Source organism: Ralstonia sp. 25C, assembly GCF_051904805.1.
In the GTDB taxonomy this organism is placed as follows: Bacteria; Pseudomonadota; Gammaproteobacteria; order Burkholderiales; family Burkholderiaceae; genus Ralstonia.
Genome location: NZ_CP196737.1, coordinates 3,163,851 through 3,180,852, shown reverse-complemented (window position 1 = coordinate 3,180,852; position 17,002 = coordinate 3,163,851). Strand labels below are relative to the sequence as shown.

The following is a 17,002-nucleotide window of genomic DNA, read 5'->3' as shown; positions in this document are numbered from 1 at the left end:
CTGTGTGTTGCGTGGCGTCTCTCCCGAGACGAAGGGTTACGTCTTGGCGGCGGCCTCCGCGTCCATCTCGGCAAACACCGTCTGCGCAAGGTGGAAGGCATGGTTGGCTGCCGGCACGCCGCAGTAGATGGCGGTTTGCAGCAGCGTCTCCTGAATCTCGTCGCGGGTCACACCATTGTTGGAAGCGGCGCGCAGGTGAAGACGCAACTCGCCGTCGCGGCCCAGCGCGACCATCATCGCGATCGTCAGCAGGCTGCGCGTATGGCGTGGCAAGCCGGGGCGCGTCCAGATTTCGCCCCAGGCATAGCGGGTGATGAGATCTTGGAACGGCGCGGTCAATTCAGTCTGCGCAGCAGTGGCACGATCGACGTGGGCATCACCCAGCACAGCACGGCGCACCTGCATGCCAGCGGCGTAGCGCTCGCGATCATCCATGGGCCACCTCGCGTGCGACACCCGTAGTCAGGAAGCTGACCAGTGCTTCGGTATAGCCGTCGGCCTGCTCCCAGTTGGCAAGGTGGCCGGCAGAAAGCTCAACGTACTGGGCACCCGGTACACCCGCGGCGATGAGCTTGGTTTGCGCAGCAGGCGTAGAGATATCGTGCGTGCCGCCAATCACCAGCATCGGCACGCGGATGTTCGGCAGTTGCGCGCGCAGGTCTGCATCGCGGATGGCAGCACAGTTGCCGTTGTAGCCGGCATCCGGTGTGGATAGCAGCATCGCCTTGACGATGTCGACGCGGCTGGCGTTGGCATCGCGATAGCCCTGCGTGAACCAGCGCTCGAGCACCGTCTCGGTGATGCTCGCCATACCGCCCTGCTCGACCTGCGCGATGCGCGTGTTCCAGCTTTGCTGTGTCCCGATCAACGCGGCGGTGTTGGTGACCACCATGCGCGGGAAGCGCTCGCCGTGATACGCGGCCAGCCACAAACCGGTCAACCCGCCCATCGACAGGCCGCAGAACAGCGCGAGCTCGATGTCGTAGTGATCCAGCAGCGCGAGCACATCGCCGCCGAGCTGCGCCACACCAAACGGCGCAGCCGGCACGCTCGACTGGCCGTGACCACGCTGGTCATAGCGCAGCAGACGGAAGTGCTGGCGTAGCGCATCGAGTTGCGGCGCCCACATACCGAGGTTGGTACCCAGCGAGTTCGACAGCACCAGCACCGGCTTGCCGTTCGCAGGCCCATCGTCGAATTCGTGATACAGGCGGACGTTGTCGTGTTCGAGCCAGGGCATGGTGTCTCCGTGAGTTCGCGTTCTGCGTATTCAGGGGTGGCGGCGAGCGTGTTCCACGAGCACGCGGTCAACAGCGGCGCCCGCATCGCCAAGATAGTGAGTGGGGTCGAGCAGCGCGCTCAGCCGTTGCGGCGTGGCGGTGCCCCAGATGCGCAACACTTCGGCGTCTTGCGCCAGAACGTCGTGCAGCGTTTTGTTCTCTTGCACAGCCTTGCGGCTCGCAGCCTCGACCACGTGGTGCGCCTGCAGGCGGCCGAGGTCTGCACCGAGCGCGAGCATCACGGCTTCACCGAGGATCAGCCCGTGCGTCAAGTCAAGGTTCGCGCGCATGCGTGCGGCATCGACCTGCAGGCCTTCGACGATGTCGCGCATGCGGTCGAGCGCGCCCGCAGTGAGGCACGCCATTTCGCGCAGCGTTGCCCACTGCGCTTGCCAGCCGCCGAGCGCACGTTCGTGCTCCTGCGGCAGTGCGGACAGCAACGTGCTCGCTAGCCCCGGCATACGCGTGGCGGCAGCCAGCACCGTCGCACAGCCAACCGGGTTGCGCTTGTGCGGCATGGTGGAAGACCCGCCCTTGCCCGCGCCCGAGGGCTCGGCGACCTCACCCACCTCGGTCTGCATCATCAGCGAAAGATCGCGCGCGAAGTGCCCGAGCGTGCCGACGAGCAATGCGAGCGTCGTACCGATGTCAGCCACGCGATCCTGCTCGCCATGCCAAGACAGCGTCGGCAATGGCAAATCCAGTTCGTGCGCCAGCGTTTGAGCGACTGCACGTGCGTGTTCGCCGAGGCTCGCCAACGTGCCCGCCGCGCCACCAAACTGCAGCGCCGGCACGTGCGCGCGCAAAGCGGCAAATCGATCCTGCGCGCGATGCACGGCTTCCAGCCACCCCGCCACCTTGCGCCCGAACGTGGTCGGCAAGGCCTGCTGCAACCACGTGCGCGCCACCATTGGCGTATTGCGATGGCGTTGCGCGAGTGCGGCCAGCGCATCGGCGAGCTTCTGCAAATCCGCCTCGATCAATGCCGCCGATTGCCGCCACTGCAGCATCAAGCCGGTGTCGATGATGTCCTGGCTGGTCGCACCCCAATGTACGTAGCGTGCAGCGTTCTCATCGTGCTGCGCGACGGCTGCAGTCAGCTGCTTGACCAGCGGAATGGCGAGGTTGCCCGCACTGGCCGCGGCGTTGCCAAGCGCATCCAGATCAAGCGTGACCTTGGCGCACACCGCGCGAATCGGTGCAACAGCTTCCGCCGGAATCACGCCGACCGCGCCTTCGGCCTGTGCAAGCGCCGCCTCCACGTCGAGCATCGCGCGCACGGTAGCCGCATCGGACCACACCGCCAGCATGGCCGGCGTGGAGAAAGCGCGATCGAGCAATCCGCTGGTCATGGCCGGATCAAACGCGCTCAATGATCAGTGCAATGCCCTGGCCGACGCCGATGCACATCGTGCACAACGCATAGCGGCCGCCGGTGCGGTGCAACTGGTACATCGCCGTCGTCACCAGGCGTGCACCGCTCATACCGAGCGGATGGCCGAGCGCGATCGCGCCGCCATTCGGGTTGACGCGCGGGTCATCGTCGCGCAGACCAAGCTGGCGCATCACCGCCAAACCCTGAGCGGCAAATGCCTCGTTCAACTCGATCACATCCATCTGATCAATCGTCAGGCCGAGTTGCTTCAGCAGCTTTTGCGAAGCCGGCGCCGGGCCGATACCCATCACGCGCGGCGGCACGCCCGCCGTGGCCATGCCGACGATGCGCGCACGCGGCGTCAGGCCAAACCGCTTGGCGGACTCCTCATTGGCAAGCAGCAGCGCGCAAGCGCCGTCATTCACGCCGGATGCATTGCCCGCGGTGACGGTGCCGTCCGGACGCACCACGCCCTTGAGCTTGGCAAGCGCTTCCATGGTGGTCGCGCGCGGATGCTCGTCGCGGCTCACGACAATCGCATCGCCCTTCCTCTGCGGGATCGTGACCGCGGTGATTTCCTGCGCGAGCGTGCCGTCTTCCTGCGCACGCGCGGCGCTGGCCTGGCTGCGCAGTGCGAAGCGGTCCTGGTCTTCGCGGTTGATGTTGTAGTCGGTGGCGACGTTCTCGGCGGTTTCGGGCATCGAGTCGACGCCGTACTGGGCCTTCATCAGCGGGTTGATGAAGCGCCAGCCGATGGTGGTGTCCTGGATGGACGCCTCGCGTGAGAACGCGCTGGTGGCCTTGCCGACCACGAACGGCGCGCGGCTCATGCTTTCCACGCCGCCGGCGATCATCAGCGACGTTTCACCCGAGCGGATGGCACGTGCGGCAGTGCCCGTGGCGTCCATGCCCGAGCCGCACAGGCGGTTGATAGTCGAGCCCGGCACACTGTCCGGCAGGCCCGCCAGCAGCGACGACATGCGCGCCACGTTGCGGTTGTCCTCACCGGCCTGGTTGGCGCAGCCGTAGATGACGTCGTCGATGGCCGACCAGTCGACCTGCGGGTTGCGCGCCATCAGCGCCTTGAGCGGCACGGCGCCCAGGTCGTCCGCACGCACCGAGGACAGGCTGCCGCCGTAGCGGCCGATGGGGGTGCGGATGGCGTCGCAGATAAAGGCTTCAGTCATGGTGTGTCTGTCTCCAACAATCGTTATGCGCGGGGGTTACGCACCTGCAGCGGCGCAGCCGTCAGCGTCTGCAGCGACTCGAAATCCAGGCCCTCGGCCATCTCGCGCACTACCAGCCCTTCGGGCGTGATGTCGATCACGGCGAGATCGGTGTAGATGGTATCGACACAGCCGATGCCCGTCAGCGGATACGTGCACGACTGCACGATCTTGCTGTCGCCCTGCTTGGTCTGGTGCTCCATCATGACGAAGACCCGCTTGGCGCCAATGGCCAGGTCCATCGCCCCGCCCACGGCAGGAATCGCGTCCGGTGCGCCAGTGTGCCAGTTGGCCAGGTCGCCCGTGGCCGACACCTGGAAGGCACCGAGCACGCAATAGTCGAGATGGCCGCCCCGCATCATGGCAAACGAATCGGCATGATGGAAGAACGACGCACCCGGCTTGATGGTGACGGGCTGCTTGCCGGCGTTGATGAGATCTTCGTCTTCCTCGCCGGCCGCAGGCGCGGGGCCCATGCCGAGCAGGCCGTTTTCCGTATGCAGGATGATCTCGCGATCCGCAGGCAACTGGTTGGCCACCAGCGTCGGCAGGCCAATCCCCAGGTTGACGATCGAACCATCGGGGATGTCGCGCGCCACGCGCGTGGCGATCTGATCGCGCGTCCAACGCTGAATCTTGGTGGTAGCTTCGGCGCTCATGCGGCCTCCTTAGCGGGTGTAGCGCTGGCAAGCTGCACGACGCGCTTGACGAAAATGCCGGGGGTGACGATGTGCTCGGGGTCCAGCTCGCCCAACTCCACCGTCTCGCTGACTTGCGCAATGGTGCACTTGGCTGCCATGGCCATCACCGGGCCGAAGTTGCGTGCGGTCTTGCGGTAGACGAGGTTGCCCCAGCGGTCTGCGCGCAGGGCCTTGATGAGGGCGTAGTCGGCCGTCAGCGGCAATTCGAACACATACGGTTTGCCGTCGATGATGCGCGTTTCCTTGCCTTCGGCCAATTGCGTGCCGTAGGCGGTCGGGCAGAAAAACCCGCCAATGCCGGCACCTGCGGCGCGGATGCGCTCGGCCAGGTTGCCTTGCGGCACGAGTTCCAACTCGATATCGCCCGCGCGATAGAGCGCGTCGAACACATACGAATCCGCCTGGCGCGGGAACGAGCACACGATCTTGCGCACGCGGCGCGCCTTGAGCAGCGCGGCAAGACCGGTCTCGCCGTTGCCGGCGTTGTTGTTGATGATGGTGAGTTCGCGTGCGCCGTGCGCGATGAGCCCGTCGATGAGCTCAGACGGCATACCGGCGGTACCGAACCCGCCAATCATGATGGTGGCACCGTCGGGAATGTCGGCCAGTGCGGCCTCCACGGACGGACAGATCTTGTTGATCACGTACTTTCTCCGGCTGGGGGCGCGGGGGCCTTGATGGCTTGGCGCCGCTCGGAGCATCGCGGGGCCGCAAGCGAGCCCAGCCGCGAAAGACGGCCTGCGAGTCTCCTGTTTGACGACTGGATCGACACAGGTCTTTGCAGTCCGCCTATGCTTTCCTTTCCGTGTTTTTGTTCGCGATATGTTCTATACACGAACACACGTTCGATCCAAGAACTAATTTACGCCCCACCTCCGGCAGTGTCAAGGCGTGCGCATGGCGATCTCCCGTTCGAGTAGCGAAATGTAGGGAATGCCAGTAGGCTTGAGTCCACTGCATCGCTTTCGCCTCTTTTGCATGTCTGCTGCCGAACTGCCCACTGAAAAACCCAGCGATTCCTACGTCCAGTCCTTTGCGCGGGGGCTGTCCGTTATCCGTGCGTTCAACGCGGAGCGCCCTGAGCAGACGCTGTCCGAAGTGGCCGAAGCGACCGGCCTCACGCGCGCCGGCGCTCGCCGTATCCTGCTCACACTGGTCAGCCTGGGCTATGTCAGCTTCGAGGGCCGCCTGTTCCGCCTCACCCCCAAGATTCTCGACCTGGGTTTCGCCTACCTGACCTCCATGCCGTTCTGGAACCTCGCCGAGCCGGTCATGGAAGAGCTCGTGCAAACGGTGCATGAAAGTTGCTCCGCCTCAGTGTTGGATGGCACAGAAATCGTCTACGTGCTGCGCGTGCCCACGCAGAAGATCATCGCGCTGAACCTGTCGGTCGGCAGTCGCCTGCCGGCGTTCTGCACATCGATGGGCCGCATGCTGCTGTCGGGCCTGCCCGAAGACCAGCTCGACGTGGTGCTGCGGGAGTCGGATCGCCGCCCCCGCACGCAGCGCACCATTACCGAGGTCGAGGCGCTGAAGGACGTGATTGCGGGCGTGCGCCAACAGGGCTGGGCGCTGGTCGACCAGGAATTGGAGGAGGGGCTGATCTCGTTGTCCGCGCCGATCCGCAACCGTGCGGGCGACATCATCGCCGCCATGAATATCAGCGGGCAGGCCAACCGAACCTCCGCCAAGCAGATGACGAAGCAGTTCCTCGGGCCGTTGCAGCAGGCGGCGGAGCGCATCTCGGCAATGGTGCGCGTGCGGACCTGAGCGGTTGATCTGGGTGAAAGCACGAACGTTCAGGTGTGCTGCGCGCCTCGCATCCCGGCCGTTTTTTCAATAAAATTGTGGCTCCGTGGGCAAAGAGGATGTCTGTGACTCAACACACCGCCATTCGCACCGGTTTGGATGTGAAAGGTCGCCAGCACCGGCAAGCAGTCGCTGCGCGCATCCTGGCGTGTGCCCTGCCCCTGTTGGCCTGCCCCGCCTGGGCGCAATCGCTTCCGGCTGCCGCAGCGACTGCGCTGCAGGGCATGACCCCATTGGCACGCATGCTGGTAGGTGCCGCAACAGGCCGCAGTACCGCAGCGGCCGGCGTACCCGCCCTCACCGGGCCGGCACGCAATACCGACCGCGCCCTCACCCAGGCCTGCGCCGAAATCAACCGCTACACCCCCGTTCCGCTCGACCGGGAAACGGCCCTGGTGCAATGCACGCTGGCGCAGAAGAAGAACCTCATGTTCGTCATCACGCTGACGAACTACGCGGCGCATTCGGCGGCATCGCAGGGATTCCGGCTGAACTTCGTGCCGATCCTGCAGAAGAACATCTGCAATAACGGCGACGTGCGCATCCTGACGCGCCTGGGCCTGGGCCTGGTCTATCGCTATCGGGGCAATGATCACGAGACGGTCGGCGATGTGCCCATCAACGAAACCATCTGCGGCACGCTGTAAAACGCCCGGCTCAGCCCGGAGCGCCCCGGGAATCTCCTGATGGAGCGGCTGGGACTGCCATGTCATTAATGGCAGACAACCCCAGTGCTCCACCACCCTGCCGCGCTACCTTGTCTACGCACCACCCTGTGCAAACCCAACCTCGCGCGACCCGCTCGACTCCGCCCGCCCAGCCAAGCCGGTGCCAGCCTGGCATGGGCTATAGTGGGGCGCTCTGCTCTTCCACCGCCTTCATATGGTTATCCGGTTAGCGAGCAGCCAAACGGGCGGTGCGCCTGTATGCTCGCGGTCGATCTGACTTCACACGCTGTCATTCACCCAAGTCGTCAAGGAGGAAAACTCGATGAAAACAACCCGACGTCTGACGCAATGTGCCGGCGCTGCCGTCCTGGCCGCTGCCACCCTGATCGCCACCACCGCCCATGCCGACCAAGTTGCCGACATCAAGAAGAAAGGCGAACTCGTCTGCGGCGTCCTCGGCACCGACGAGCCGTTCAGCTTCCTGAAGGACCCGATGAGCCGCGAGATCGTCGGCTATGACGTCGACATGTGCGACGCCGTGGCCAAGAGCCTGGGCGTGAAGCCGGTGCTCAAGCAGCTGGCCGTGGCAGCACGTCTGCCCGAACTGCAGCAGGGCCGCGTCGACCTGCTGGCCGCCTCGCTCACGCACAACAAGGAGCGCGAAGCGCAGATCGACTTCTCGGTGTCGACCTTCATCACCGGCCAGAAAGCCATGGTGAAGAAGAGCAGCGGCATCACGTCGCTCGCCCAGCTTGATGGCAAGAAGCTGCTGACGGTGAAGGGTTCGACCATGGAAGCCAACATCGCCAAGGCCATCAAGAACGCCGATGTCGTCTCCTTCGACAACAGCCCGCAGGCGCTGCTGGCCCTGCAGCAAGGCAAGGGCGTCGCCTACGTGAACGACGAAACCACGCTGATCGGCAACATGGCCAAGATGGGGCCGGAAGCCAAGAACTACGCCCTGCTGCCGCAGAACCTGTCAACCGAGCACCTCGCACTGGGCATCCGCAAGGGTGAACCGGCCTTCAAGAAGCAGGTCGACGACGTGCTGCTCGGCATGGAAAAGAGCGGTGAAGCGCAGAAGCTGTTCGACAAGTGGTTCGGCCCGAAGACCAAGATGGCCTTCCCGGAGCGCACCTTCAAGATCTCGACCGACAAGATCGATTAACAACAAGTCGGGCCGCCCGGACCGGGTCAGTACCAGCGTCCGGGCGGTGAATCCCCATGCCCCAATTTGATTTGTCGATCCTGCTCTCGGGGCAGTATCACCAGTGGCTTGTCAGCGGTTTTCTCCTGTCGATCAAGCTCTCGGTGCTGGCCTTCGTGCTGGCGTTGCCGCTGGCCATCGTCGTTGCGCTGCTGCGCCTCGCGCCGGCTGCGCCGTTGCGCGGCATCGGCCAGACCTTCGTCGAGGCCATCCGCAACGTGCCGCTGCTCGCCCACATGCTGTTCTGGTATTTCGGCGCGCCGCAGATCCTGCCGGAGTTCATCCGCGACTGGCTCTACAGCATGAACTACGAGGCCGCGAGTGCCGTCATCGCGCTCGTGCTCTACACCGCCGCCTACATGGCGGAGGACATCCGCAGCGGCATCCGCTCGATCCCGAAGGAACAGCTTGAGGCCAGCCGCGCGCTGGGGCTGTCTTTCCTGCAAGCGATGCGGCTGGTGATCCTGCCGCAATCGCTACGCGTGACGGTCCCGCCGCTGGTCAGCCAAACGTTGAACCTGTGGAAGAACTCGAGCATCGCCATGGTCATCGGCGTGGCGGAGCTGATGTACCAGGCGCAGCAGGTGGAGAGCGCCACCTTCCGCGGCTTTGAGGCATTTGCGTTTGCCACCGCCGCCTATCTGACCATTTCGATTGCGATCACGGTGTTCTCGGCCTGGTATCAGCATCGCTACCCTGTGCGGACGCTGTAGCCATGCTCGACCTCATTCAAACCTACGGCATCTATTACCTGATCGGCCAGTACCCGAATGGGCCGCTGGGCGGTCTGGCGCTGACGTTCCTGCTGGCATCGGCCGGCTTGGTGCTGGCATTGCCGGTGGGCATCCTCCTCGGCCTGTGCCGCGTCAGCCCGATTGCCGTGCTGCGCTGGCCGGCCACGGCGCTGGTCTACGTGGTGCGCGGCACGCCGCTGCTGATGGTGATCTTCTGGGCGTACTTTCTGCTGCCCACCCTGACTGGCCATCGCACCGATCAATTCAGCACCATGCTGACCGCGCTGGTCATCTTTGACGGCGCCTACTTGGCTGAGATCGTGCGCGCCGGCATCCAGGGCTTGCCGCGCGGGCAGATGGAGACAGCCCGCTCGCTCGGCCTGTCGTACATGCAGGCGATGCGGCTGGTGATCCTGCCGCAGGCACTGCGCAACATGCTGCCGTCGCTAGTCAACCAGTTGGTGTCGACCATCAAGGAGACCTCGCTGGGCTACATCATCAGCCTGCCTGAGGTGTCGTTCGTGGCCGGACAGATCAGCACGGCCGTGATGGTCAAATCGGCCGAGGTGTATGGCCTGTTGGGCATCAGCTACTTCGTCATGTGTTTCAGCTTGACGCGCGTTGCGTTCTATCTGGAGCGGCGGCTCGCAGCACGCGCTCCATCCAAACCATGAACATGATCACGATCGAACACGTCGACAAGTGGTATGGCGATTACCACGCGCTGGTCGACGTCAATGAAACCGTTGCCAAGGGCGAAGTGGTGGTGGTGTGCGGGCCATCGGGCTCAGGCAAGTCCACGCTCATCCGCACGCTCAACCGGCTCGAAGCGATTCAGAAAGGCCGCATCACCGTCAACGGGCACGATGTGCACGCGCACGGCGTGGACGTGAACGAACTGCGCAGTGGCATCGGCTTCGTGTTCCAGCAGTTCAACCTGTTTCCGCACCTGACGGTGATGCAGAACTGCACGCTGGCGCCGGTGCGGCTCAAGCGCATGCTGCCGCAGGAGGCGAAGGACTTTTCGATGAGCCTGCTCGAACGCGTAGGCCTGCCACACAAGGCCGACGCCTACCCGAGCGAGCTGTCGGGCGGCCAACAGCAGCGTGTGGCGATTGCCCGCGCGCTAGCGATGAAGCCGCCGGTGATGCTGTTTGACGAACCCACCTCCGCGCTCGACCCCGAGATGGTGAACGAGGTGCTGCAGGTGATGAAGAATCTCGCGCGCGATGGCATGACCATGGTTTGCGTGACGCACGAAATGGGCTTCGCGCGCGAAGTGGCCGACCGCGTGCTCTTCATGGACCAAGGTCAGGTGCTGGAGCGCGCCACACCGGAAGACTTTTTCCAGCGTCCGCAGCACCCGCGCGCGCAGCGCTTCCTGGCGGATATTCGCTCACCGTGGAGCATGCCGACCTGAGTTCGATGCGGTTGCTCAATAAAAAACGGGGGACGATGTGTCCCCCGTTTGCTTTGTTGCGCGACAGCCGAGCTTACTGAATCGCCTTGTCGTTCGGGTGCGCGTACAGGTCCTTCATACCCGCCGTCATTGGGTAGTTCAGGTTCAGACCCTTCGGCGGAATCGGCGACAGGAACCACTTCTTGTACAGCTCGTTCGCCTTGCCCGACTTCATCAAATCAGCAATCACGTCGTCGGCCACTTTTTTGAAGGCCGGATCGTCCTTGCGCATCATGCACGCGTAGGTTTCGGTCTGCAGCGGCGTACCGGCCACCACCCAGTCGGCCTGATTCTTGGCCTTGGTGCGCTCGCCGTACAGCAGCGGCTCGTCCATCACAAACGCTACGGCGCGGCCCGATTCCAGCGTCAGAAACGCCTGCCCATGATCCTTGGCGAGAATCAGGTTCATCTTGTCGCCTTCCTTGGCTTCACCGTTCATCTTCTGCAGGATGCGATCTTCGGTGGTACCGGCAGTGGTCACCACGGTCTTGCCCTTCAGGTCGGGGAAATCCTTGATGCCCGAATCCTTCTTCACCAGCATCAGCATGCCGTAGATGAAGATGTTGTTCGAGAACGCGACCTGCTTTTGGCGCTCTAGGTTGTTGGTGGTCGAGCCGCATTCAAAATCGATAGAACCGTTCTGGAGCAGCGGGATGCGGTTCTGCGATGTGATCGGCGTGAGTTTGACTTGCAGCTTCTTGCCCACCGCCTTCTCCACGCCGGCGACGATCAGGTTGGAGATCTCTTGCGAGTAGCCGGTGATGGTGTTCGCGTCCGCCTGGTACGAAAACGGGATCGACGATTCGCGATAGCCCACCGAGATCACGCCCGATTGCTTGATCTTGGCCAGCGTGTCGTTGGACTGCGCCTGCGCGCCGGTCGACAGGGCTGCCAGCGCGCCGGCAGCGGCCAGCGTCAGGCAACACAGAGTACGTTTGGTCGAGTTGATCGAGTGCAGCGTCTTCATGCTTCCCCTCCTATGGGATGTTCGCTCCGGACTACGTTGGTTACCAATGGGCGCGGGCTGCGCGCTCGGTCTTTTGAATCTGTCTTGTGTCACGCCGCCAGTGCATACGGCACTGGAGAAATCGCGGGCTTGCGACCGGCAATCTGATCGGCCAACAGGCCCGCACTGCCAAGTGCCAAGGTGAAACCCAGCGCGCCATGGCCGACGTTCAACCACAACCCTGCCACCGGCGACGCGCCCACCACCGGCACGCCCGTGGGCGTTGCAGGGCGCATACCGGCCCACGGTGCTGCATCGGCTCCCGCATCGGCGGCACGCATCGCGCCCGGAAACAGCGCGCGGGTTTCGTCATACAACGTCTGCACGCGGCGCGTATCGAGTGCCATCGACCAGCCCACCAGATCGGCCATGCCGGCCACACGCAACGTGCGCCCAATCCGGGCATAAACAATCTTGCGCGCGGCATCCGTCACGCTGATCACCGGTGCGGCATCGCCCTCGCCCAGCGGCAGGCTGATGCTGTAACCCTTGAGCGGATACAGGCCGACATCAATGCCGAGCGGGCTGAGCAGCTTGGCGCTCGTCACGCCTGCGGCCATCACCACCGCGTCGGCGGCAAGCTGTTCGCCATCGGCCAGTTTGAGGCCGCGCACGCGGCGGCCCTGCGTCCACAGCGCATCGACACCGGTGTTGAAGCGCAGTGTCACATTCGACATCTCGCGCAGCCGGTTGAATAGGCCGATGCAGAGCTGGTGGCAATCGGCCACGTCTTCGTCGGGGGTATAGATGGCGCCGACGATCCGATCGCGCACGCCGGCCAGCGCGGGCTCATGGGCGATGGCTTCATCCGCCGACAGCGCATGTTGTTCGCAACCGAGCGTGGCTTGGTAGCCGACCTGGGCGCGAGCCGATTCAAATGCTGTGGCATCGCGGTGCACCACGAGCTTGCCGCGTCGGGCAAAGCTGAACGCCAAGTCCGGCGATGCCTCGCGCAGCGCTTCCATGCGCGTGCGGCTGTAGAACGACAGTGCTAGCAGTTCACGCGTGGTGCGGTCGGCGCGCTCTCGGTTGCACGCCGCGATAAAGCGCAACCCCCAACGCAGCAGAGCCGGGTCCAGCGAGGGCTTCAGGCGCAGCGGCGAATCGCGGCGCAGCAACCAGCCCGGCACATGCGAGAGCACGCCAGGGCCAGCCAGCGGCGCCACATAGCTGTAGCTCAACTGGCCGCCGTTGGCGTAGCTGGTGCCCTCGCCCGGGCCCGGATGGCGTTCGACCAGGGTGACCTGGTGGCCTTCCTGCGCCAGCGCGTGGGCCGTGCTGATGCCGATGATGCCGGCGCCGACTACTGCGATTTGCATGAATACGCTGCCACGTTGAAGTGAATGGATGGCAGCTTACGGATGCGGGAGGCGGTTGCGCAAATGCGGAGTTGTTGGGGGGGATGTTGTGGGGCTATGGGTTGTGGCTTGCTTGTTGGTTTTGGCCCTGGTGGTACATCCCCTGTTTCACCCCCTGCCGGGGCTGAAACAAGGGATGCACCACCAGCGCAAAAAACCAAGGCCCAACAGCCCCCCCCCCTTCATCACTGCAACATAAACGTCTCGTACTCCAACCGATCCAACTTCCGATCCAGAATCACAAGGCTCGCCATCACAACGAGCAGCAGAGACACGGCAAACCCATACCCATACCAAGCCGGCCCAAGCTGTAGGGTGATCCACGTCAGCACACCGTTCAGCACGACAAACGCCGCGGTGAGCGCCAGCACCACGCGCCGCCGGTCGAGGTAGAAGAAGATATTCACCACGCCCAGGAACACCACCTGCAAGCTCGCAGCAATGGTGTCCACGTACAGCAGCGGCAGGTAGAGCTCCGAAATCTGCAACACCCGCAGCACCGAGCCGCCGACAGCAAACAGCACCAGCGCCGCCATGGCCTGGATCTTCACGATTTCGTACAGGCCCGCGCGGATGGTCTGCACCATCGTGTTGCGCATGTCTTCGATGTGCTCGAGCGACGCCCCGCCCCGCACGGCATCGTAGAAGGCGTCGTAGTACTCGACGAAATCCGTCTCGATACGCACCAGGAACACCGCCATGCCGGGGATGATGCCGAGATAGGCCAGAAACACGGGAATGTCATAGATGACCGATGCGTTCAGCGGACCAACCACCTGCTGCCCTGTACCCGGCGCATACCAGAACATGAACTTGTCGAGCCAGATGCCGAGGTTGTACAGCAGCCCGATCATCATGAGCGATGGATAGGCAAACCGCTTGTCGAACACCTCGAACGAAAGGAAGCGCCGTCCGCTGAAGTTGCGGTAGATGAGCCCCGCCATGCCGATCAGCAAACACAGCTGACCCAGCACGAAGCCCAGCAGCAGCCCTTCCAACCCCTCGCGATTGAACAGCAGCGCCAGCAGCACCGTGAGCGTGTAGCCGATCAGGAACAGCCAGACGATGGCCTTGTACTGCTTCATGCCCGACAGAAAGATCACGGCGATCCAGATGTTGGCCATGACCACGAAGCCCGCCAGCATCAGCACACGGTAGATGGCCGACTGCTGCGGGAACGCAAACAGCACAAGGAGGAGCCCCAGCCCACCTGCAATCAGCGTCATCACAAACGACACCGCGTGGTAGTTCGGCAGGACAAGGTCGTCGCGCTTCTCGAACAGGCGGTCCGACGTAAAGCGGGTGAAAGCGAGTTGCAGCGGCCCCGTCAGGATCAGGCTGATGGCAATCAAGTAGGTGACAGACACCTGGAACTGCGTGATGAGCGAGCCCGGAATCACGAAGGGCAGGCTCAGGATACCGATCAGCAGAATCCCGACGATGGACAGAATCCACGGCCCCGAGCTGATGATGCCGGCATAGGTGTAGGCGCGCAGCAGCCCGAGCAGGCTGTCGCGCTTGAGCATCTTGCGCAGTTCAAAACCAATGCCGGCCATCAGCGGGCTCCCTTTTGCTGATTCGGCAGATTTTGCTGACTTTGGTGCGCATGGTGCGGGCAGGCTGCAGCGGCAGTCTTGGCGCCGTGCTCGGTACTCAGGTCGGGCATGTTCTGCAAACGCGTGTACAGCTCGCGGTAGCTGCCGACCATCATCTCTTGCGTGTAGTAGCGCTCCACGCGGGCGATGCCGGCGGACTGGGCTTCGTGCCAGCGCGACTCATCCCGTAGCAGCGTGAGTACTTCAGCGGCCAGCGCCGCCGGGTCGGCTATGCGGACCACAGCACCGGCTGAGCCCAACGCGGCGTCATCGCCATCCAGGCCGAACAGGAGTTGCCGGCACGAACCCACATCGGTGGTGACCGACGGCACACCTGCCGCAAACCCCTCCAGCACCACCAGCGGCAGCGCCTCGCTGATGGAACTCAGCACCAGCACGCCCACCTTCGGCAGGATGTCGTCGATCTTCTGGAAACCGAGGAACTTGATGCGGTCACCCAGGCCCAGGCTTTCGGCCAGGCTGTGGCATTCCTGCGCGTATTCCGGGTCTTCGTCTTCTGGGCCGGCGATCCAGCCTTCGGCGTCGGGCATCTCGCGCGTGATGGTCAGCATGGCGCGGATGAAGGTCTTCACGTCCTTGATCGGCACGACGCGGCCGATCAGGCACATCACGCGCGGCACGCTGGCCGGGCGCTTGTCGCGCAGCGCAGCCAGGCGCGGCAGGTTGATGCCGTTGGGGATGTTGCGGGTCTTCGCTTCCGGCGCGCCGTCGATCACCTGACGCCGCCGGTTGCCCTCGTACAGCGCGATGATGTCTTCGGCGGCGTCATAGCAAACGCGGCCGATGGTTTCAAAAAAGCGCACCCACAGATCGCGGAAGTAGCTGATCTGCGCGATGTCCTTCTCGAAGATGCTGCGGTTGTCACGGATCCACTGGCTCTGGAACAAGTCGATCTTGCGTTCCTTGGTGTAGATGCCGTGCTCCGACACCAGCAGCGGCCGCCCGCGCTTGTAGCGCAGCAGCGCGCCCAGAAAGCCCGCGTAGCCGGTCGAAATGGTGTGGAACACCTTTACCGGGATCAGGTTTTCAGCAATGCGCACGAGCTGCCACAGCGGCTTGTGCATGATGCGCACGGTCCAGAAGTAGTCCGTGAACGACGGGTCGGTGCAGTAGCGCCGGTAGTAGTCCGTCATCATGTTCCACGCGCGATGGCTGTAGAGGAACTGCTCCTCGGCCAGCGGCCCACCGTCGCGCAGGTCGGCAATCGACGCACGGATGAGGTCGGCGGTGTCTTCCTTGTGAGCCGGGTTGCGCAGTGCTTCGTGCAGCTTGTGCGAACGCTCGAAGGCGGCGGCATCCCCGCCACTGGCCTGCACCAGCGGGGGCGGCGGAAAGTCGTACAGGTAGTGGCACTCCAGGTGCACCACGTTGTCGGGCAAGGCGTAAACAGGCTTGCCGTAATCCTCACGGCGGCTGCCGATGAAGACGATGGCAAAGCGGATATCCGGAAACGCCCGGATCATCTGGTTGACCCAGCTCGACACCCCGCCGCTCACGTAAGGGAACGTCCCTTCGAGCAGCAGCGCGACGTCGGCGGATTCAGCGCGTGGAAAGTGGTCGCTCATGACACTTAGGATGTCCAGTAGCGCAGCAGCGGGCGCAGCAGCGGCAACGGCGATCGGCTGGAAAACTGCGCCAGCGCCGCGCGCGCGCCGGCATAGTCGTGGCGCAGGAAGCAGGCTTCGGCCAAGGGCGGCAGCAGGCGGTCACGTGGAAAGCCGAATCGCTCCGCCTCGCGCAGGTGCGCCTCGGCCACGTCGGGCTCGCGGCGTGACAGCGCCAGCCGGCCGCGCATGTACCACAGCGCAGCGTTATCGGGTTGGATGTCCAGCGCAGCGCTGGCGTAGCGCTCGACTTGTTCGGCGGTATAGCGGTACACGTCGCCCTGCACGAGGTTCTGGTAGATCAGTTCCCAGTACAGGTCAGCCAGGCGCTTGTTGATGTCGTAGCGGGCCTCGGGCGTGGCGGCCTCTTCCAGGCGCGGGAGTTCGGCCAGGATCTTCTGCATCAACACCTTCTCAGCGTTGTCGAGCATGCCGTAGGCCAGCAGTCGGATGTCGTCCACCGGGTCGGCCAGCAAGTCGCGCAGCACGGGGCTGGCGGTGCGCGTGGGCATGGATTGCATGGCCACTAGCGCGGTCATGCGGCTTTGCACCGGCGCACGCTCATTGCTGAGCTGCGCGCGCAGCCGTGCCCCGCCACCGTGCGTCACGCGCGAAATCAAATGCGCCACGAACACCGGCAAGCCCACGTCGGCGATGTCTTTGTCGTCTTCGGGCTTGGGGAACAGCTTGGAGAGCAGCAGACCGCCCAGCACCAGCAGCCCACCCGCCACCGGCACGAAAAAGCACAGCGCGGCCAGGTAGCCATACGTCCAGACAAACGGCACGCGGTAACGGCGCGGCAACAAGCGCCACGCGGCCAGGCCGATCAGCGCTGCTGCAGTGCCCTGCAGCAGCAGGCACGACAGCAGCAGCGCCAGGCTGTTGCCGGCATGCAGCACCATCACCACCGCCGCAATCTGCGCCGAGAGTCCGCCGAGCGTGAGCTTGAACATGGTCCC

Annotated in this window: 17 protein-coding genes; 6 read left to right on the top strand and 11 right to left on the bottom strand. The window is 64.0% G+C overall.

Annotation, left to right across the window (positions count from 1 at the left end; genetic code table 11):
* Positions 1-36 precede the first annotated feature (36 nt).
* Genes pcaC through ACS7SF_RS14880 form a run of 6 tightly spaced genes read right to left on the bottom strand, consistent with a single transcriptional unit; the run spans position 37 to position 5,226 of the window.
* Complete coding sequence (gene pcaC / locus ACS7SF_RS14905) at positions 37-435, bottom strand: 4-carboxymuconolactone decarboxylase (protein WP_439890492.1); 399 nt, start codon at positions 433-435, stop codon at positions 37-39.
* On the bottom strand, positions 428-1,240 hold the full coding sequence (gene pcaD / locus ACS7SF_RS14900; RefSeq protein ID WP_439890491.1) for a 3-oxoadipate enol-lactonase: 813 nt from the start codon (positions 1,238-1,240) through the stop codon (positions 428-430). Before pcaD ends, pcaC begins: the two co-directional genes overlap by 8 nt.
* A gap of 30 nt (positions 1,241-1,270) precedes the next feature.
* The gene (locus ACS7SF_RS14895) at positions 1,271-2,632 is read right to left on the bottom strand and encodes a 3-carboxy-cis,cis-muconate cycloisomerase (RefSeq protein WP_439890490.1); all 1,362 of its coding nucleotides are present in this window, start codon (positions 2,630-2,632) and stop codon (positions 1,271-1,273) included.
* 7 nt (positions 2,633-2,639) lie between these two features.
* A complete protein-coding gene (gene pcaF, locus ACS7SF_RS14890; RefSeq protein WP_439890489.1) occupies positions 2,640-3,842 on the bottom strand; it encodes a 3-oxoadipyl-CoA thiolase in 1,203 nt (400 codons plus the stop codon).
* A 23-nt stretch (positions 3,843-3,865) separates the two neighbouring features.
* Positions 3,866-4,540: a CoA transferase subunit B gene (locus ACS7SF_RS14885; RefSeq protein ID WP_439890488.1), complete on the bottom strand. Its 675-nt coding sequence runs from the start codon at positions 4,538-4,540 to the stop codon at positions 3,866-3,868.
* Positions 4,537-5,226: a 3-oxoacid CoA-transferase subunit A gene (locus tag ACS7SF_RS14880; protein WP_439890487.1), complete on the bottom strand. Its 690-nt coding sequence runs from the start codon at positions 5,224-5,226 to the stop codon at positions 4,537-4,539. The genes ACS7SF_RS14885 and ACS7SF_RS14880 overlap by 4 nt, the downstream gene beginning before the upstream one ends.
* A 334-nt stretch (positions 5,227-5,560) precedes the next feature.
* Here ACS7SF_RS14880 and ACS7SF_RS14875 point away from each other — a divergent pair, with 334 nt between their 5' ends.
* The 6 genes from ACS7SF_RS14875 to ACS7SF_RS14850 all read left to right on the top strand — a co-directional run bounded on the left by ACS7SF_RS14875 (position 5,561) and on the right by ACS7SF_RS14850 (position 10,420).
* Complete coding sequence (locus ACS7SF_RS14875) at positions 5,561-6,352, top strand: IclR family transcriptional regulator (protein ID WP_439890486.1); 792 nt, start codon at positions 5,561-5,563, stop codon at positions 6,350-6,352.
* A 98-nt stretch (positions 6,353-6,450) separates the two neighbouring features.
* The gene (locus ACS7SF_RS14870; protein ID WP_439890485.1) at positions 6,451-7,038 is read left to right on the top strand and encodes a hypothetical protein; all 588 of its coding nucleotides are present in this window, start codon (positions 6,451-6,453) and stop codon (positions 7,036-7,038) included.
* A gap of 343 nt (positions 7,039-7,381) precedes the next feature.
* Positions 7,382-8,227, top strand: coding sequence for an ABC transporter substrate-binding protein (locus tag ACS7SF_RS14865; RefSeq protein WP_439890484.1), 846 nt, complete (start codon positions 7,382-7,384; stop codon positions 8,225-8,227).
* Positions 8,228-8,283: 56 nt separating this feature from the next.
* Entirely contained in the window at positions 8,284-8,979 is a 696-nt protein-coding gene (locus ACS7SF_RS14860; protein WP_439890483.1) for an amino acid ABC transporter permease, read from the top strand.
* A 2-nt stretch (positions 8,980-8,981) separates the two neighbouring features.
* The gene (locus ACS7SF_RS14855) at positions 8,982-9,674 is read left to right on the top strand and encodes an amino acid ABC transporter permease (RefSeq protein ID WP_439890482.1); all 693 of its coding nucleotides are present in this window, start codon (positions 8,982-8,984) and stop codon (positions 9,672-9,674) included.
* The gene (locus tag ACS7SF_RS14850) at positions 9,671-10,420 is read left to right on the top strand and encodes an amino acid ABC transporter ATP-binding protein (protein WP_439890481.1); all 750 of its coding nucleotides are present in this window, start codon (positions 9,671-9,673) and stop codon (positions 10,418-10,420) included. The genes ACS7SF_RS14855 and ACS7SF_RS14850 overlap by 4 nt, the downstream gene beginning before the upstream one ends.
* Before the next feature lie 73 nt (positions 10,421-10,493).
* On the opposite strand, the gene ACS7SF_RS14845 is transcribed toward ACS7SF_RS14850, so the two are convergent.
* The 5 genes from ACS7SF_RS14845 to ACS7SF_RS14825 form a co-directional block, all read right to left on the bottom strand.
* The gene (locus ACS7SF_RS14845; RefSeq protein ID WP_439890480.1) at positions 10,494-11,426 is read right to left on the bottom strand and encodes a glutamate/aspartate ABC transporter substrate-binding protein; all 933 of its coding nucleotides are present in this window, start codon (positions 11,424-11,426) and stop codon (positions 10,494-10,496) included.
* An 89-nt stretch (positions 11,427-11,515) separates the two neighbouring features.
* Positions 11,516-12,784, bottom strand: coding sequence for a D-amino acid dehydrogenase (locus ACS7SF_RS14840; RefSeq protein ID WP_439890479.1), 1,269 nt, complete (start codon positions 12,782-12,784; stop codon positions 11,516-11,518).
* 224 nt (positions 12,785-13,008) lie between these two features.
* Positions 13,009-14,379, bottom strand: coding sequence for an exopolysaccharide Pel transporter PelG (gene pelG / locus ACS7SF_RS14835; RefSeq protein WP_439890478.1), 1,371 nt, complete (start codon positions 14,377-14,379; stop codon positions 13,009-13,011).
* Complete coding sequence (gene pelF, locus ACS7SF_RS14830) at positions 14,379-16,004, bottom strand: GT4 family glycosyltransferase PelF (RefSeq protein WP_439890477.1); 1,626 nt, start codon at positions 16,002-16,004, stop codon at positions 14,379-14,381. The genes pelG and pelF overlap by 1 nt, the downstream gene beginning before the upstream one ends.
* Before the next feature lie 5 nt (positions 16,005-16,009).
* Complete coding sequence (locus ACS7SF_RS14825; RefSeq protein WP_439890476.1) at positions 16,010-16,996, bottom strand: tetratricopeptide repeat protein; 987 nt, start codon at positions 16,994-16,996, stop codon at positions 16,010-16,012.
* Positions 16,997-17,002: the final 6 nt, after the last annotated feature.

Bases quoted from the DNA above. Each gene is read 5' to 3' on its own strand.
- pcaD (WP_439890491.1), bottom strand. From the start codon at position 1,240: ATGCCCTGGCTCGAACACGACAACGTCCGCCTGTATCACGAATTCGAC.
- ACS7SF_RS14870 (WP_439890485.1), top strand. From the start codon at position 6,451: ATGTCTGTGACTCAACACACCGCCATTCGCACCGGTTTGGATGTGAAA.
- pelG (WP_439890478.1), bottom strand. From the start codon at position 14,379: ATGGCCGGCATTGGTTTTGAACTGCGCAAGATGCTCAAGCGCGACAGC.
- ACS7SF_RS14860 (WP_439890483.1), top strand. From the start codon at position 8,284: ATGCCCCAATTTGATTTGTCGATCCTGCTCTCGGGGCAGTATCACCAG.
- ACS7SF_RS14875 (WP_439890486.1), top strand. From the start codon at position 5,561: ATGTCTGCTGCCGAACTGCCCACTGAAAAACCCAGCGATTCCTACGTC.
- ACS7SF_RS14865 (WP_439890484.1), top strand. From the start codon at position 7,382: ATGAAAACAACCCGACGTCTGACGCAATGTGCCGGCGCTGCCGTCCTG.
- ACS7SF_RS14885 (WP_439890488.1), bottom strand. From the start codon at position 4,540: ATGAGCGCCGAAGCTACCACCAAGATTCAGCGTTGGACGCGCGATCAG.
- pcaC (WP_439890492.1), bottom strand. From the start codon at position 435: ATGGATGATCGCGAGCGCTACGCCGCTGGCATGCAGGTGCGCCGTGCT.
- pelF (WP_439890477.1), bottom strand. From the start codon at position 16,004: ATGAGCGACCACTTTCCACGCGCTGAATCCGCCGACGTCGCGCTGCTG.
- ACS7SF_RS14840 (WP_439890479.1), bottom strand. From the start codon at position 12,784: ATGCAAATCGCAGTAGTCGGCGCCGGCATCATCGGCATCAGCACGGCC.
- ACS7SF_RS14845 (WP_439890480.1), bottom strand. From the start codon at position 11,426: ATGAAGACGCTGCACTCGATCAACTCGACCAAACGTACTCTGTGTTGC.
- ACS7SF_RS14855 (WP_439890482.1), top strand. From the start codon at position 8,982: ATGCTCGACCTCATTCAAACCTACGGCATCTATTACCTGATCGGCCAG.
- pcaF (WP_439890489.1), bottom strand. From the start codon at position 3,842: ATGACTGAAGCCTTTATCTGCGACGCCATCCGCACCCCCATCGGCCGC.
- ACS7SF_RS14825 (WP_439890476.1), bottom strand. From the start codon at position 16,996: ATGTTCAAGCTCACGCTCGGCGGACTCTCGGCGCAGATTGCGGCGGTG.
- ACS7SF_RS14895 (WP_439890490.1), bottom strand. From the start codon at position 2,632: ATGACCAGCGGATTGCTCGATCGCGCTTTCTCCACGCCGGCCATGCTG.
- ACS7SF_RS14850 (WP_439890481.1), top strand. From the start codon at position 9,671: ATGAACATGATCACGATCGAACACGTCGACAAGTGGTATGGCGATTAC.